Genomic DNA, 15,926 nt, shown 5'->3' with positions numbered 1-15,926 from the left:
CCGATGCCCGCTTATGATGGGGTGTGATCGCCGCATGTTAGCGGGTGTCCGTCACCGTTCGGCAATAGCATAACGCTGCTTTCCAGCATGGCCTTCGCTCAAGATAAAGACAAGATCTGCAGGTGCAATAATGTCGAATGATGCGCCATAGTGCAGGCCTTATTCTGGCGAGGACCTTGGCGTGCTAGAAGCGACGCGCATTGGGATGAGCCGCTCAGGCGTGTGCGCTCATAACATGTTTGACGCGCGTGTAGTCTTCGAGGCTGTAGGCCGATAGGTCCTTGCCATAGCCCGAATACTTGAATCCACCGTGCGGCATTTCGGCGGTCAGTATGATGTGCGTGTTGACCCACACTGTGCCGAAATCGAGCGCGGCGCTAAGGCGCTGAGCGCGACCGTGATCGCACGTCCAAACGCTGGAGGCCAGGCCGTACTGGACGTCGTTGGCCTTATGAAGCGCATCCTCTTCATTTTGGAACGACTGTACGGTCAGGATCGGGCCGAAGGTCTCGTTCTGGACGATGTCGTCTTCCTGCTGCAACTGAGAGACCACCGTTGGCTCGAAGAAGAAGCCGGGGCGTGGTGCCCGCTTGCCTCCCGTTTCGACACGCGCGTGAGGGGGAAGGTGAGCGATGATGTCCTGCATACGTGCAAGCTGCTTCGCATTATTGAGTGGCCCAAACAGGATATCCTTGTCGTCGGGGTCACCGTAGCGCGTCGCTTTCACGGCTGCGGTCAGCAAGGCCACAAAGTCGTCGTGCACGAGGGCATCGACCAGAATGCGTGTCGCCGATGTGCAGTCTTGGCCCGCGTTGAACAGACCGGCCAGCGCAATGTGCTCGGCCGCCCGTTCGAGATCGGCATCGGCAAACACCAGCACGGGGGCTTTGCCGCCCAGTTCGAGGTGAGCGCGAGTGACGTTCTCTGCCGCGCTCTTGGCGACTTCAATGCCCGCTGCAACGGAGCCGGTAATGGACACCAGCGATGCATCAGGATGACTGACGATCAGGTTGCCCGTGCTGGCATCGCCCAGCACAACATTGAAGGCTCCTGTCGGCAGGAATGGCGCGGCAAGTTCGGCCAGCAGCAGGGTACTTTCCGGTGTGGTATCGCTGGGCTTCAGCACAATGGTGTTGCCGGCGGCCAGTGCGGGCGCGATCTTCCATACGGCCATCATCAAGGGGAAGTTCCACGGTGCGACCTGACCTACGACGCCCAGTGGCTCGCGGCGAATGGTCGATGTCATGCCTTCGACATATTCCATCGCCGCCTTGCCCTCTAATAGGCGAGCGGCTCCAGCAAAGAAGCGCAGTTGATCGGCGCAGACATTAACTTCTTCCGCTTTGATCAGATGCTTGGGCTGGCCGGTGTTGCGGCACTGCGCCTCTACTAAGCGATCCGCATGCTCTTCCAGTGCATTGGCGATAGCCAGCAGGGCCTGCTGGCGCTGGGCGGGCGTGCTTTTGCGCCAGTCAAGAAAAGCGCGTCCTGCTGCGGCATAGGCGGCTTCGACATCGTGTTGATCTGAAACAGGGGACAGCGCGACGACGTGTTCATTGGCTGGATTGATGCATTCAAAAGTGTTCTGGCCGTGAGCATCGATATAGCGGCCGTCGATAAAGTTACGCAGATGAACGGGGTGGGCTGACATAGTGACTCCATATAATCACACCGAGAATAATGGCCATGCACATTATTCGTGAGGCAGTACGTCATACAGGGCAAGTCCGAGTCCATTTTATATTTTTGTTTTTAAAATCAAATAATTGGTGTGTTTATTAATGATAATAAATCGCAGTCTTATATCGGTGCTGGATCAATAAAGCGCCGTGATGTGAGATCGCGGGGATTGCACGCTTTGCCATGGTGCATATTGGTTCGCTGGATGCACACTTTCAGACGTTATTACCTTGGTGAACGCTGTTTACATAAGTAAATAAGAGAGGGTGTTTTTATTTAAACGGAACGAAACATTCTTATAACAGCGCATAGTGCCCCCTCGGTGAGCAATGTGAGAGCGAGTTCTTTGAGTGCTGTCTTTATCGGTGGGGCAACGATACGGGGGAGTGAATGACGACCGGTGAGTATCGAACATGAGGTACGGTTATGGCGAAGCACGTAATGCGGGCAGACGGTTGCCCCATTGCGCTGTCGAAGTATACGGTGACTGGCTGGCTTTTTTAGCCGTTCATCGAGAGGCACTGCCAGCGGAAAAGGTCTGTAGGAATAGGCCAGGTGCCTCTACACGCTTTTGGCAGAAGCTGGGCGGTTAGGGGGGATGCATGGCATGGCGCGGTGATACTGCGCCATGCCGTGGGCGATACTCTGCGAGGATCAGGCCAGCGTGTAGCACGGTTCGTAGGCGGTGCCGGGCAGCTTCATGCGTTGCTGTTCAACGAAGGCATTCAGCAGTGCGTCGAGATGCGTCATGATGTCCGGCGCTGCGTGCAGTTTGAAGCGACCTCTTTCGGCAATGGCCGCCATGCTGTTCGGCTTGACGTTGCCCGCTACGATGCCCGAGAACGCTCGGCGCAGATTGGCTGCCAATTCGTGGACGGGCTGGTTGGCGTGCAGCGCAAGAGATGCCATCGCCTCGTGCGTTGGCTCGAACGGCTGCTGGAAATCATAGGGAATATGCAGGCGCCAATTGAAGTAAGAGGCGTCGTGATTCTCGTGACGGAACCGTGCGACGGCATCAACCCCTTTCTGCATGGCCTTGGCGACGGCTTCCGGGTCGTCGATGATGATCTGATAACGCTGCTGTGCGGTTTCACCCAGTGTGACGGCGATGAAGTCGTCCAACTGACGGAAGTAGTCAGCGCTTTCTTCTGGGCCGGTCAGAATGACCGGGAATGGAATGTGCTGGTTGGCGGGGTGCAGCAGAATACCCAGCAAATACAGAATTTCCTCTGCGGTGCCTACGCCGCCCGGAAAGACGATGATGCCGTGTCCAAGGCGCACGAAAGCTTCGAGGCGCTTTTCGATATCCGGCATGATGATCAGTTCGTTGACGATCGGGTTCGGTGATTCGGCCGCGATAATGCCGGGTTCTGAAATGCCGACGTAACGACTGTTGTCGTAGCGCTGTTTTGCGTGTGCGACATTGGCTCCTTTCATAGGGCCTTTCATGGCACCTGGGCCACAGCCGGTGCAGATATCGCGCTTGCGCAGCCCCAGCCGGTAGCCGACGACCTTGGAATAGTCGTATTCAACGCGAGAGATCGAGTGGCCGCCCCAGCACACCACCATATTGGGTGGACGGTGAGCATTCAGTGCATTGGCGTTGCGCAGGATCTGGAAGACCGTATTGGTGATGGCTTCGCTGGGACCCATCGACTCAACGCCCTGTGAAATTAGCTCATTGGAAACATACGCCAGATCGCGCAGCATGGCCGAGAGCTGCTCCCGTATGCCGTGGATCATTTCACCATCGACGAAAGCGTTTGCAGGAGCATTGTCCAGCTTCAGGCGCAGCCCTTTATCTTCCTGCTGCAGCTCGATATCAAAGTCGGGATAGCAGGCCTGCATGCTGGCGGCATTGTCTGACAGCGCCCCGGCGGTCAGGATGGCCAATGCACAGCAGCGCAGCGTTTCATGAAGCCCTGTCGATGAGGTGTCGCGCAGCCGGTTCACTTCGAACTGGGAAAGGACCTCAAGGCTGCCTTCGGGAGAGATCATGGTCGATACGGTGGGGTAGGCGGCACCCTCGTGTGTAGACGTGTGGGGCAGTGATCGCGCCGAAGTGGACGAACTACTCATCAGAATTCCTCGTATTGAAGACGGCTGTTGAAAGAAGACACAAATAGTCGATTCCCTTTTAAAGGGCCAGAATGTCGACAAGCTCATCTCTCAGCGATAAATGCTTACTCTTTACTACGGCATTCTTGCCAGAGGGATCAAGCGCTGCGTGCCTTCAGGCTCCTTATGGACAGCGCTCGGCAGCCATTCAGTGGGCCGAGGATGTGGGCATCATACGGCGTTATCGGCGCAGATCGACGTCCATAGGGCGGTGATGGCATTAATGTCATCAACGCTCATCGCATCTTCACCAATCGAGCATTCGATCAGCTGCCAGCAGGTGGCATCGAACGCCTCGGCGGTAATGGTGGCGGGGTCGTATTCGGCGCGGTCGAGTACTAGCTCGACCTGCGGAATCAAGTAGCCTAGCGGAAACAGTTCGTGATCGTCAGCGTTCAGCTCTCGATTGAGCAGGCGTTGGCGCAGTGTTTCTCCGCGGGCGATGAAAGGGTCTGACATGGTATATCCGTGACGAGGGTGAAAGGAGACGGCGTCTTCAACGCTAACGGGCTGTATTGAATGCCGAAACGGTGTCGCTCGAAAGCGGTTCACTGTGCGCTTGGCGACGATCCTATCATGCGCTGGTGGCAAAGGCGCAATGCCACAGCGGTGTAGCTTTGCTATGATAGCGCCTTTCTTCTGGCCTCAGCTGGACCATCACTGCCTCATGTTCAATGCACTGTATTTCCGTACCTTCATCACTCTGGTGGAAACCGGCAGTTTCACTCAGACCGCTCGACGATTGGATATGACGCAGCCGGGCGTCAGCCAGCACGTTCGAAAGCTCGAACACTATCTGGGCCACGAGCTGCTGCATCGCCAGGGGCGCCGCTTTGCGCTGACGGAAGCAGGGCGACGGGCCTATGACTATGCGCTGAAGCTTTTCACCGAACATGAGCAGTTCCGCCACTCGCTCGACAACGATGCCGAGCACAGCGGTGAGTGCCGTATCGCCAGTCCTGCCAGTGTCGGGGTGATGTTCTATCCGTTTGTGCTGGGCTATCAGCAGCTTCACTTAGGGCTGTCGATCCACTATCGCTTTGCCTACAGCAGTGACATCATCAAGGATGTTGAAGCGGGCCGCTACGACTTGGGTATCGTGACCGAAACGTCGCGTCACAGCGAGCTGCGCTCCGAGCTATGGCACCACGAGCCGCTTAGTCTGGTGGTGCCTGCCGATTTCCACGGCAGCTCGCTCGGTGAGCTGCAGATGCTGGGCTTCATCAACTATTTCGATGGCGTAAGTCATGCCAACCAGCTGCTGCGTGAAAACTTCCCCGGTGAATTTCGCTCGATGAACAGCATTCCTCAGAAGGGCTATATCAGCGAAGTTACGCAGGTGCTTGACCCCGTCGCGCGTGGCATGGGCTTCACGGTGGTGCCGACAACGATTTTGGAAAGTTCGCCGTGGCAGCGTCAGGTACGTGAACTGATCCTGCCGCGCAGCGTGTACGAGGAGCTGTATCTGGTCACGCGACAGGATATCGATCTGCCGAAGCGCTATGAGCAGCTGCTGAACGATTACCGTGATGCACGCCGTACGACACTCTACAGCCAGCCTGAGAACCTACCGCCGACAGCCAACGAGATGGGGACGCTGTAGGCACCCTGTCTGGCAGTGGTGTGCATAATGGAAAGGCCTCTATTCGTAATGGAATAGAGGCCTTTCGTGTATACAAGTCTGCAGAGACGAACGCGCAGGGTGACAGCGTTTGGCAGCGCGCTATTTTGCGCTGACGCGCAGCAGCATCACACCGAACCCCCAGAAAATGATCCCCGTGGCACGGTTGAACAGTGTCTTAATGGTTGGGCGGCGCAGGTAGCTGGCCAGTGTGCGGCCCCCCAGCGCATACATGAAATACCAGAAGGTTTCGATAACCGCAAAAGTGGTGATCAGGATCGCGAACTGGGGCAGCTGAGGCTGTTCCGGTGCGATGAACTGAGGGAAGAAGGCGGCGGTAAACAGAATCAGCTTGGGATTGCTGATGCTGGTGACGAACCCGCTGCGGAACAGGCGCGGTAGCGACTGCACCGCCTTGGCTGCATGCAGTGGGTCTTCGCCATCAGTTGCTGCTGGGGCGGTACGCCATGCCTTAAGGCCGAGGTAGAACAGATAGGCCACGCCCACATAGCGAAGCGTTTCGAATGCGCCGGGGATTGCCATGAAGAGGGTTGTCAGCCCGGCCATGGCCGCCAGCAGAACGATAATAACGGCAGACAGGCTGCCCATCATTGCGGCAATGCTGCGGGTAAAGCCCGCTTCTATACTGCGTGAGAGAATCAGCAGCATGTTGGGACCCGGGATGGCCGACAGTAGAAATACAGCACCAATGAACATCCACCACGTGTGTAGTGTCATCTTGCGTTCTCTTCTTGTTCGGTTGAATGAGCGGCACCATTCCTCACGCGGTGTCGAGGGCGTGATGGGATATATCCATGAACGCTGTGCGTGATGGCGGCGAAAGGCATGGCGATCGTTACTGTCGTGACGCGTCATTGCAGCGCAGTGTTGATGGCTGCAATGACGTTTATGTCACCCCTGTGCGGATGAGGCAAGCAGCAGCGCTGAGGCCAGTTCGGGCGTCAGCGTTTCACCTTCGATGATGCCCGCATCTTTCAGTGCCTTGCCCGCCGCGTATACCCCAATATGAGTGCTGCCATGAGGGCACTGACTGATGGCGATCAGGCGCTTGCCCTGACGGGCCGCCTGTTCCAGTACCTGATGTAGATCGGTGTCATCGGGCAGGTTGCCGCTTCCCCAGACTTCCAGCACGGCCACATCGGCGAGCGCCAGTTGTGCGCTCACCTGTGTCGCCGCAATGCCTGGCCAGAGTACGATGCGTGCAAGCCGCGGCAGTGTTTCCGGCACAGCAAGTGGGGCTGCCGCAATATGCAGCGCCCTCATTACTCGCTGGCGGGCATCATTATTAGGCAGCGGCAAGTGATGCAGTGCGGGCAGTGGATGATCGTCACGCTGGTTGATAGGCCAGTAGGCGAGCAACGGAGCGTTGGGTGTTTCGAAACCTTGATGATCTTCGGTATACCACTTGCGCGCGGCATCGCCCTGCAGTAGTCGTCCGCCGAAGGCCAGCATCACGCCCTGTGCGTTGGGGGCAGCGGCATAGCGCATGGCCAGCTCGATATTGTGCGCGGCATCGCTGCCATCGGTTTCTAGCGGCAGCTGCGCGCCGGTCACGACCACAGGGCAGCGGCATGTATCGCCCAGCCAGACGCTCAGCATGGCGCTGCACCACGCCATGGTATCCGTGCCGTGCAGCACGACAATGCCGCTCAGGTCATCGTCATGGGCGTGATCGCGTATCTGAGTGACGAGGCGCAGCCAGTCGTGTGGCGTGGCACTGCTGGAGTCGATAGGGGTGCCTGTTGCCTCCAGCTGCCACTCGGGCAGGGCACTCCGGCGCGGGTGGGGCAGGCATGCCAGCTGTGTGCGAAGGCGTTCATCCAGTTGGTGACCCGGCACCAGCCCGTCAGGGCTAGGCACCATGCCCAGCGTGCCTCCGGTATAGAGAATCAGCAGTCTACGCGTCATGGTTCAATCTTTGTTCAGCAGCGTACGGTAGTTGCGGACAGCATCGGTAAAGGTCACAAAGCGACTGTCGGCGTCGTCATCGCGGCGGTCAACGCGGCAGCTGACGGCCATGCCGCGGTCGACGGCGATTTCATCGAATAGCTCCAGCGTAACGTCCTGAGGTGCCATCTGTTCCGGCGTGATGATTCCGTCTGTAAGGGTGAAGGACTCCACCAGACTGGCGCGTACGCGTGTCGAACCACCTTCCTGAATGATGCGGCGAATGAACAGCCAACCTTCGCAGGCCAGTGTGGTCTGATCGTCGTAGCGGCGATCGAACAAGGTGCGGTAGCACGCGCCTTCCGTTGCGCCGCGCGTGGCCATGCTGCGGTAGGCCTCGACGACCTTATTGGCACTGACGCCGGCCGCGGCCATTTTTTGCACTGCGCCTTTGTGTTCGCGGTCAAGACGATCTTGGCGCAGAAAGCGTTGCCAGTGCTTGTAGTGTTGCAGAAGGCTGTCGGGACTGGTCTTCGTGGACATCACTTAACTCCCTGTGAATATTGAAGTGTTGTCATGATGGGCAAAAAGCCAGCCAAACGCCAGTGCAATGTCTACGCTGGAAGGTTCCAGGTGCAGGGATGTCTATTGTGTGACGTACCTAGCGCGTTAGGACACCGTATAGAAGTGGCGGCCCCCGTGTGCTGTACATGTAGTGAGGACGAAACGTGACGATGCCCGATTCAAGAACGGCCCAAACGCCTCCGGCGGATATTCATGATGAGCTGACGCTGCTCGATACCGAATCACCCTGGCGTACCGTGGCGCGGGTTATCGGGATCTACGGTGCGCTGTGGATCCTGTTGACCGTACTGCTGTCGCCCATCGTGCCTTATGACGCGGTGGAAGCGTGGCACTGGGGACAAGGGCTGGAAGCCGGATCGCCCAAGAACCCTTGGCTCGTAGGCAGCGTGGCGGCGCTGGGGCGCTTCTGGCCGCTGTCATGGCCTGCGTTCTGGTATGCCAGCCATGTTGTAGCGGTAGTAATAGGCGCGTGGGGCTGCTGGAAACTGTGTGAACGGCTCATCCCTGATACCCGCCGTGCCGTGTTAGCGGTACTGATGATGAGCTTTTCCGCCACCATCAGCATCGATATGTTGCCGTACAACGACAATTACCTGTTGATGATGCTGTGGCCGTGGATGTGGTACGGCTTTATTCGTGCACTGTATGACGATGGGCGTTACTGGCTGATGCTGGGCGCCGTCATGGCTTTAGCCGGTATGGCTAAATACACCACCGTGTTGTATCTGCCGTTTATGCTTGCGATCGTCCTTGTGCAAGGGCGACTCAGGGCCACGCTGACTCAGCCTTGGCTATGGGGTGGTGTGCTGGTAGGACTGGCGCTGATCGCGCCTAACCTGTATTGGCTTTCTCAGCATGACTATGCCGCCTTCCGTTGGTTCAGTACGCGGGTGGGCGGTAATAGTGCATGGGACGTTGTGCGGGTCTACCTGGCCGTCTTCTACAATGCGCTGTTGATGGTAGGCATACTGCTGCTGGCCCGCTGGCGCTGGAAGATGCCTGAGCGACCCGAAACACAGGCATTCGTGATCATGGCGGTGGTGCCGGTCGTGTTATTGGGGGGCTACTTCGCATTGCGTGGAGGCGTGCGCACAGAATGGATGATGCCGTTTGCTGTGCCGCTAGGGTTAGCTGTGGTGATGTGCATGGTGCCGGGCGAGTGCGGACGCTATCGGTTGCCGCTCTACTGTAGTTATGTTTTGGCCGTGCTAATGCTGTGTGGATTTGGCGCATCAAAGGCATGGCAGGCGATGTATTCGGAGCGACCGCGCGAGCACGTGGCGGCACTGTCAGCCGCACTCAACAGCTGGTGGCGGGAACGCTATGAGCAGCCGCTGGTCTATGCCGGAGGAAGCCGGATGGGTGACTGGATGGGAATCTACGCTCCTGATCATCCCCGCGTACCGACACGTTGGCCCTCGGCTGCCGTGCGGGCGCTGACCCCGGTTGATCATTCGCCCTATCCGAACATCTACACGCCAGGGCTGACTGACGAGCAGCTATCGCGTGATGGCGCTATGTGGGTCGGTGAGGCCAATTCGCCGTGTAGCGCGCCAAATGTGCTGGAGCTTGACCCGTCGCTGAGTGCATTGCTGCGCCAGCGCATTGAGTATCACACGCTGGTCTTCCACCAGAGCAGCATGCCGCGGGCCTCCTTCTCGGTGTGCGTGGGCGTACTGCCGCCGGCTCGACACGGCGTAACGGGCACAACGAATAGCGTTCATCGTGAAGGCGTGATGACGGAAGATAAGTGACGATTCACAGGGCTGCCCTCATGCGGCAACTTTGGAGGGGCGGGCTATACTGAATTCTCTATGGCATTGAATGTGTAGCCTGATTGCCCACGATGCCAACGCATCGGCATAAAGAATAACCAAGGAGTCGTGACACCATGGCTGGGATTCGCTGGATGGGAAGTATTGTCGGGTGCGCACTGTTGGCTGGGTGTGCCTCGACATTGCCACATGTCATTTCACATTCGATTGAAGTGGCGCCGGGCATCAATGTCGTGCGCACGGCGCAGGGCAATGTCGTCGACATCATCACCATGCGTCGCGATGCTACTCGCGTGAACGATCTGGCGCTGCGTGATTGTCTGTTGAGCAATGTCGTACCGGCCAGTAGTGAGCCGGCCACGGATATCGTGCAGCCGGAAGCGTCAGTCTGGCAGCGCCCCGGCGAGCTGGACGTCGATGGACAGACCGTGCATTACCGTCTGTCTCTGCAGCGCCTGAAAGATCAGAACTACTACCTGTTCGATCAGCTGGGGCAGCCGCATCGCGATGCGCAGGGGCAAGAAATGTGGACACCGGTGCCTGCCTGGGATCATCAGCAGCCGAAAGCGCTGCACAGTGCGCTGGTAGAAAAGACCAACGCCATTCAGTCGTGCTTAGTGAACGCCGAGGCGCAGCAGCGTTCTGCAACGTCGGGGCGCGATGCGCGCATGCGTTCCTCCTGAACACGGCATCACCCGATGTTATGCGAGGCGGTATAGCGTTCGTGCCGCCTCAATCGTTTTTCTTTCTGCCTGCTAGCCTTCGTTAGTTCTGCCTGCCTTTGATGGTGTCCGCCGCTGTGCGCAGCGCCTCTTTTAGCGGGCCATCCGGCCAGCGCTCGAAGCGCAGCGCACGCGCCACACCCTCCGCCAATCGATCCATTTCCTTCAGTCGAAACGTTGCCATATCGAAGGGTGCTTCTTCGTGCTTTTTGCGAGATGGCATTACCCAGCGCAGCAGGTCGTCGAGCGCCTCCGCATTGTCTAGTAAGCCGTGTAGATAGGTACCGATGATGTGACCATCCGCTGAGCGGCAGCCTTCCGGAGCGTGTTCTGCCTCCGCGCGCATGGCCAGCGGTGTTTCCCCGTGATTAGCATCGGGTGGCGTACTGCTTCCCATGTGAATTTCGTAACCCGACAGCGTTAGCGATAGCTCTCCCGTAAAGCTGCCGCGACACTTGCTCTGGCGCAGCGTCTTGTGTGCGGTGTAGCGTGTGGTGTGGCTGAGCCAGCCCAGCCCGGCAACGCGTGCGGCTCGCTCTGGGCGGCGAGGGCTGTCGTGCCCGTCGGGGTCTTCGAGCCAGGTCCCCAACATCTGGTACCCCCCACAAATACCCAGCACCTTGCCGCCATAGCGTAGGTGGCGCGTCAGCCACGCTGGCCAGCCTTGTTGGCGTAGCCAGTCAAGGTCGTCGAGGGTGCGCTTGCTGCCGGGAAGGATGCACAGGTCGCTAGGACCGGCCTCGGCAGGCGTACGGGCAAGTGTCAGAGCAACATCGGGGTGCAGGCGCAGCGCGTCAATGTCGGTCTGGTTGCTGATACCGGGCAGCTGGATGACCGTGACGTGGATGTTGGCGGGGGCTGAGGATTGCGCGGTCGAGGATTGGCCCGATGACAGGCTGTCTTCGGCATCAAGGTATAGCCGCTCAATCCATGGAATAACGGCCAGCACAGGCAGCCCGGTGCGCGCCTCCAGCCAGTCGATACCGGGCTGCAGCAAGGCGGGGTCGCCTCGAAAGCGATTAATAACCAGCCCGATCACTTGCTGTCGTTCTTGGGCGCTTAGCAGTTCTAGTGTGCCGACTAGGTGCGCGAACACGCCACCGCGATCGATATCGGCGATCAGAATGACCGGCGCGCGGGCCGGAAGGGCCAGCCCCATGTTGACCAGATCGTGCTGGCGTAGATTGATTTCTGCTGGGCTTCCCGCTCCCTCGATCATCACGAACTTCATATCGTCGGCCAGCTGTTGCAGGCGGTCGACGACCTGCTGGCGCAGTCGTGGTTTGAGTGCATGGTAATCGCGCGCGCTCATATGGCTGATCGGTTGACCGTCCACGATGACCTGCGAGCAGCGTTCCCCGGTGGGTTTGAGCAGAATGGGATTGAAGCGGACCGAGGGAGCGAGGCCGCATGCCAGTGCCTGCACGGCCTGCGCGCGACCGATTTCACCGCCTTCCACACTAACGGCGCTGTTGAGTGCCATGTTTTGCGACTTGAAGGGGGCCACAGCATGGCCTTGGCGCGCAAGTAAACGACACAGTGCGGTGATCAGTGCGCTCTTGCCTGCATCTGACGTCGTGCCTTGCACCATCAACAGGCGCGGGTCGAAGTCGGTGGCTGTCGTCATGTCCGTTCTTCCTGCTGTTGTTCAAGATGAATCAGTAGCGATTCAAGGTAGGTTGTCCATTCAGGGGAAGCCTGCCAGAGGCCCTGCTGAATGGCGGTCATCAGTTGCTGAACCAACCGCTTCAGTGCATCGGGATTATGCTGTTGCATAAACTGCTGATTCTCGGGCTGGAGCAGCGATGCGCCGACTTGTGCATAGTGATGGTCGGCCATCACGCGGGTCGTAGCATCGTAGGCAATCATGCTGTCGATGCTGCGTGTCATCTCGCTGGCCCCTTTATAGCCGTGAACGCGCATGGCCTGTTGCCAGCGAGGATTGAGCACGCGGGCGTGCAGGCTCTGTACGAGCGACTCGCTGAGACTTTGAATACGCAGTGCAGTCGGTTGGGTATGATCGCCAACGTAGAGCGCGGGCATTGCCTGACGTAACACATAGGTGGCATTGGCCATGCCGCCCTGAAACTGTGCGTGGTCAGTGGCATCTAGTAGGTCCTGCTCGATCAGGTCACGGTTGTGAAGCACCGCATCCAGCTGGCACAGCTGATCGGCAAACCCCGCATGGGCGTCGTGCTGCTCTAGCTGATCGTCGCCCGAGGCTTGCCAAGCATGTCCACCCCAGCGCACATAGGCTTCGGCCAGCGCCTCACGGTCCTGCCAGTGGCCGTGCTCCAGCAAGGGGGCCAACCCGCTACCATACTGGCCGGCAGCACTGCCAAATACGCGCTGACAGGCCTGTTGCAGCGCTGAGGCATCCGAATGTCCTTCGTCGAGTAACGTCTGCTGTCGCGTCATAACGTGCTGGCGGATGGTGTTGCCATTCCCCGGCTCTTCATAGTGGGCCAGTGCGTGGACGGCCTTGTTGAACAGTAGGATCAGATTGGGAAAGGCATCGCGAAAGAAGCCGGAAACGCGCAAGGTCACATCGACGCGCGGCCGTCCCAGACGGAATGCGGGGATGATCTCGATATCCGCCACCCGAGAGGAGCCCGGGGCCCAGCGAGGGCGAACGCCCATTAGCGCCAAGGCCTGCGCCACGTCGTCTCCACCCGTGCGCAGCGTGGCCGATCCCCACAGCGTCATGCCGATCCACTGCGGGTAATCCCCGTGTTCCTGCAGGTGGCGTTCGATGACCTGCTCGGCGGCCTGCTGGCCAAGCACCCATGCCGTAGGCGATGGAATGGCGCGGCTGTCGAGAGTGTGCATGTTGCGTCCGGTGGGCAGAATGTCCCAGCGCCCGCGGGCGGGGGAGCCGCTCGCACCGGCGGGCACGGCACGGCCGTCCAGTGCATCCAGAATCGAAAGATGTTCACACCGGACGCTGTCCCGCAGCGAGGGTAGCAGTGTGTCATGTGCCAGCGTGAGCACGGCGCGTGTTGCAGGCCATCCTGACAGCGATTCAGGGTGGCCCTCAATGACGTGGTGACGGATGAGCTGGCGCGCGCACTGTTCGAGGCGCTCTCGTGTATCGGCTTCCGTACGCCAAAGTGCGGATGAACACGCGTTTAGAGTGGTGGGAAACGGGCCTGTCCATGCGGCCGTACCGTGGGCCAGCGGATCGAATTCCTGAGGCAGCCCCAGATCATCGGCCATGGCATGCAGCAGCCCCTGATCGTTGGCAGCCTCATCATACGGCACACTGCCGCGGGTCGCCGCTAGCGTGCGGGGAATGCGCAGCAGTGAGAGCAGTTGATCGACCAGCAGCGTACCGCACGGCAGCTCACCCAGAACATGCAGACCGCTGCGTACCTGACTTTCCTTGATGTCGCACAGCCATGCGTCCAAGGCTTGCAGCAGCGTATCGTCATCGCTGCCCGCCAGCGCACGTGCTGTCGTCAGTTCTTCCAAGACATGTGTTTCACGCGCACGCGTCAGTATCTGCTGGCGTAGATAGCGTTCACGCTGCTGATCGACGTTCATCGCTTGATAGTATTCATCCATCAACTGCTCAAGCTCAGCCAGATGACCGTGAATGTCGGCCTGCATCAATGGTGGCGTCAGATGGCTGATCAAGACGGCCTGTGCCCGCCGCTTAGCCTGCGCGCCTTCGCCGGGATCGTTGACGATGAATGAGTAGATATTGGGCAGCGGTCCCAGTGCGATTTCCGGCCAGCAATGTTGCGATAGCGCGAGGCTTTTGCCCGGCAGCCATTCAAGATTGCCGTGGGTCCCCATATGGATGACCGCATCGGCCTGCCAGTGATGGCGCATCCAGAAATGAAATGCTAGATAGCTGTGCGTCGGCACCAGGGCGGCATCGTGGTACAGCGCAGCCTGATCAATGTCGTAGCCGCGCATGGGCTGGATGCCGATGAATAGGTGTCCAAAAGGCAGCCCCGCTATCGGGAATGCGGGGCCTTGCGGTGTCATCAGCAGGCGAGGGTCCTGTGCAGGCTGTCCCCAGCGTTCTTCAAGGGCTTCACGTGCAGTCAACGGCAGTCGAGCGTAATGGCGAAGGTAATCGCTGAGCAGCAACCCGTGGACGACGGGATTAAACAGGCTGCTGGCGGTATTGGTCACGCCTGCGCGCAGCAAAGCCATTAGCGTATCGCCATCAGCGGGAACATCGTCGATCTGGTAGCCCGCCGCTGCCAGTACCTTCATCACACTGACCGTCGATGCGGGTGTATCCAGTCCAATGCCATTGCCCAGTGATGCCTCGTCGGCAGGATAGTTGGCCAGCACCAGCATTAGGCGACGCTCGCAGCGAGGCGTTTGTTGCAGACGATGCCAATGCGCCGCCAGCTCGGCTACGAACTGCGCTCGATCGGGTTGCAGTTCGAAACGTACGCTGTCGTACTGGCTGCGTTCATGACGTTGCAGAGCCGCCTTGAAACCCACCGCACGTGTAATGATGCGCCCATCCAGCTCTGGCAGTGCGACCTGCATGGCAATATCGCGCGCGCATAACCCCATGTCGTTGGCCTGCCAGTCTTCTTCGCGGGTGCTGGCCAGCGTTGCTTGCAGGACAGGAATGCGCTGGCGCAGAGGCCATGAGGGTATCGTTGGGCGAGAGGAAAGGGCATCGTTGGCGCTGCGGGCGATGGCAAACCCGGTCATATTGATGACCAGTGACGCCGCTTCTTCCTCTATGGCCCGCTCCAGTAAGGTTAGACAGTCGGGCTGCTTGAGAGAGGTCACCGCTAGTGTGATGACGCGGAACCCCACCGCTGCAAGTACCTCTGCAAAATGATCGAATACTGCGCTATTAGCGGCCTGCACATGGCTGCGATAGATCACCAGTATCAGCGTGGCCGCAGCGCTTTGCCCACAGACAAGAGAAGAGTGTTGGGCGGCAGGGCGATCGGCATGACGTATGGCACTAGGCACTACTTGGGCATGGCCTACCGCCTGCGCAGCGTCATTGTCGGGACGCAGCCAGCGATGCAGCACATAGTCAAACAGCCGCTGCGCGTTGCACGGGCCACCTTCACGCAGATAGCGCCATAGACGATGGGCATCTTCTGCACTCACCGTGCCCGAAGACAGAACGTCCTGATCTTCGACATCCTCACCGGGTACCACAACAAGCGTGGCGCGTTTGCGCGCGGCCCATTGCTGTAGGGCTTCCAGTCCATAGCGCCAGTAACGGATTCCTCCCAGTAGCGACACCACCACCACTTTGGTGCCGTGCGGCAGAGAGGGCGACGTGCGGTCGAGTACCTTGTCCTGCCATAGGTCAAATGCCGCAGGCTTGTTCAGATGCAGCGTATTGACCAAGCGCAGAGACGGATACCCCTCGGGCAGTCGATCGCTGGTGTGAGCCAGCAAGCTCAGCACACTATCGGCTCCCGACATAATGATCAGCTCGGCGGGCGTCTGGTCAAGGTCGATGATGCCCGCGCCGTCGTCGAATGCGGCACCGGGTTGAGCGGCGAAAAGATGCATGGGGCG

Annotated in this window: 11 protein-coding genes; 3 read left to right on the top strand and 8 right to left on the bottom strand. The window is 59.1% G+C overall.

From position 1 onward, the window contains the following. Window positions 1-214: 214 nt before the first annotated feature. From ACMHYW_RS07250 to ACMHYW_RS07240, 3 genes are all read right to left on the bottom strand, one after another. The gene (locus ACMHYW_RS07250) at window positions 215-1,651 is read right to left on the bottom strand and encodes a gamma-aminobutyraldehyde dehydrogenase (protein WP_414499334.1); all 1,437 of its coding nucleotides are present in this window, start codon (window positions 1,649-1,651) and stop codon (window positions 215-217) included. 683 nt (window positions 1,652-2,334) lie between these two features. Further along, window positions 2,335-3,678: a nucleotide 5'-monophosphate nucleosidase PpnN gene (ppnN, locus tag ACMHYW_RS07245; protein WP_414501483.1), complete on the bottom strand. Its 1,344-nt coding sequence runs from the start codon at window positions 3,676-3,678 to the stop codon at window positions 2,335-2,337. Between the two features lie 291 nt (window positions 3,679-3,969). Continuing rightward, complete coding sequence (locus tag ACMHYW_RS07240; RefSeq protein WP_414499333.1) at window positions 3,970-4,257, bottom strand: hypothetical protein; 288 nt, start codon at window positions 4,255-4,257, stop codon at window positions 3,970-3,972. A gap of 208 nt (window positions 4,258-4,465) precedes the next feature. Between ACMHYW_RS07240 and ACMHYW_RS07235 the strand changes: the two genes are divergently transcribed. Then, on the top strand, window positions 4,466-5,401 hold the full coding sequence (locus ACMHYW_RS07235; RefSeq protein WP_414499332.1) for a LysR family transcriptional regulator: 936 nt from the start codon (window positions 4,466-4,468) through the stop codon (window positions 5,399-5,401). A 120-nt stretch (window positions 5,402-5,521) separates the two neighbouring features. On the opposite strand, the gene ACMHYW_RS07230 is transcribed toward ACMHYW_RS07235, so the two are convergent. The 3 genes from ACMHYW_RS07230 to ACMHYW_RS07220 all read right to left on the bottom strand — a co-directional run bounded on the left by ACMHYW_RS07230 (window position 5,522) and on the right by ACMHYW_RS07220 (window position 7,870). Then, on the bottom strand, window positions 5,522-6,157 hold the full coding sequence (locus tag ACMHYW_RS07230) for a LysE family translocator (RefSeq protein WP_414499331.1): 636 nt from the start codon (window positions 6,155-6,157) through the stop codon (window positions 5,522-5,524). Between the two features lie 174 nt (window positions 6,158-6,331). Next, the gene (locus tag ACMHYW_RS07225) at window positions 6,332-7,348 is read right to left on the bottom strand and encodes an asparaginase (protein WP_414499330.1); all 1,017 of its coding nucleotides are present in this window, start codon (window positions 7,346-7,348) and stop codon (window positions 6,332-6,334) included. Between the two features lie 3 nt (window positions 7,349-7,351). Next, window positions 7,352-7,870 (bottom strand): hypothetical protein, encoded by a 519-nt coding sequence (locus ACMHYW_RS07220; RefSeq protein WP_414499329.1) that lies wholly within the window; start codon window positions 7,868-7,870, stop codon window positions 7,352-7,354. 191 nt (window positions 7,871-8,061) lie between these two features. Here ACMHYW_RS07220 and ACMHYW_RS07215 point away from each other — a divergent pair, with 191 nt between their 5' ends. Together ACMHYW_RS07215 and ACMHYW_RS07210 are read left to right on the top strand one after the other, a co-directional pair. Then, window positions 8,062-9,666 (top strand): glycosyltransferase family 39 protein, encoded by a 1,605-nt coding sequence (locus ACMHYW_RS07215; RefSeq protein ID WP_414499328.1) that lies wholly within the window; start codon window positions 8,062-8,064, stop codon window positions 9,664-9,666. 137 nt (window positions 9,667-9,803) lie between these two features. Continuing rightward, a complete protein-coding gene (locus ACMHYW_RS07210) occupies window positions 9,804-10,370 on the top strand; it encodes a hypothetical protein (RefSeq protein WP_414499327.1) in 567 nt (188 codons plus the stop codon). A gap of 82 nt (window positions 10,371-10,452) precedes the next feature. Here the strand turns inward: ACMHYW_RS07210 and ACMHYW_RS07205 are convergent, their stop codons facing one another. Beyond that, on the bottom strand, window positions 10,453-12,036 hold the full coding sequence (locus ACMHYW_RS07205; RefSeq protein WP_414499326.1) for a cobyric acid synthase: 1,584 nt from the start codon (window positions 12,034-12,036) through the stop codon (window positions 10,453-10,455). Next, window positions 12,033-15,920 carry a cobaltochelatase subunit CobN gene (cobN, locus tag ACMHYW_RS07200; protein ID WP_414499325.1) on the bottom strand — a complete coding sequence of 1,296 codons (3,888 nt, stop codon included), beginning with the start codon at window positions 15,918-15,920 and terminating at the stop codon, window positions 12,033-12,035. Before cobN ends, ACMHYW_RS07205 begins: the two co-directional genes overlap by 4 nt. Window positions 15,921-15,926: the final 6 nt, after the last annotated feature.

The organism is Zymobacter sp. IVIA_12111.31 C1 (assembly GCF_047495495.1).
GTDB lineage: Bacteria > Pseudomonadota > Gammaproteobacteria > Pseudomonadales > Halomonadaceae > Zymobacter.
This window is presented reverse-complemented; position numbering and strand designations above follow the sequence as displayed.

Excerpts from the sequence above, each read along its gene's own strand:
- ACMHYW_RS07220 (WP_414499329.1), bottom strand. The coding sequence starts at position 7,870 with ATGTCCACGAAGACCAGTCCCGACAGCCTTCTGCAACACTACAAGCAC.
- ppnN (WP_414501483.1), bottom strand. The coding sequence starts at position 3,678 with ATGATCTCTCCCGAAGGCAGCCTTGAGGTCCTTTCCCAGTTCGAAGTG.
- ACMHYW_RS07205 (WP_414499326.1), bottom strand. The coding sequence starts at position 12,036 with ATGACGACAGCCACCGACTTCGACCCGCGCCTGTTGATGGTGCAAGGC.
- cobN (WP_414499325.1), bottom strand. The coding sequence starts at position 15,920 with ATGCATCTTTTCGCCGCTCAACCCGGTGCCGCATTCGACGACGGCGCG.
- ACMHYW_RS07230 (WP_414499331.1), bottom strand. The coding sequence starts at position 6,157 with ATGACACTACACACGTGGTGGATGTTCATTGGTGCTGTATTTCTACTG.
- ACMHYW_RS07235 (WP_414499332.1), top strand. The coding sequence starts at position 4,466 with ATGTTCAATGCACTGTATTTCCGTACCTTCATCACTCTGGTGGAAACC.
- ACMHYW_RS07215 (WP_414499328.1), top strand. The coding sequence starts at position 8,062 with ATGCCCGATTCAAGAACGGCCCAAACGCCTCCGGCGGATATTCATGAT.
- ACMHYW_RS07210 (WP_414499327.1), top strand. The coding sequence starts at position 9,804 with ATGGCTGGGATTCGCTGGATGGGAAGTATTGTCGGGTGCGCACTGTTG.
- ACMHYW_RS07225 (WP_414499330.1), bottom strand. The coding sequence starts at position 7,348 with ATGACGCGTAGACTGCTGATTCTCTATACCGGAGGCACGCTGGGCATG.
- ACMHYW_RS07250 (WP_414499334.1), bottom strand. The coding sequence starts at position 1,651 with ATGTCAGCCCACCCCGTTCATCTGCGTAACTTTATCGACGGCCGCTAT.
- ACMHYW_RS07240 (WP_414499333.1), bottom strand. The coding sequence starts at position 4,257 with ATGTCAGACCCTTTCATCGCCCGCGGAGAAACACTGCGCCAACGCCTG.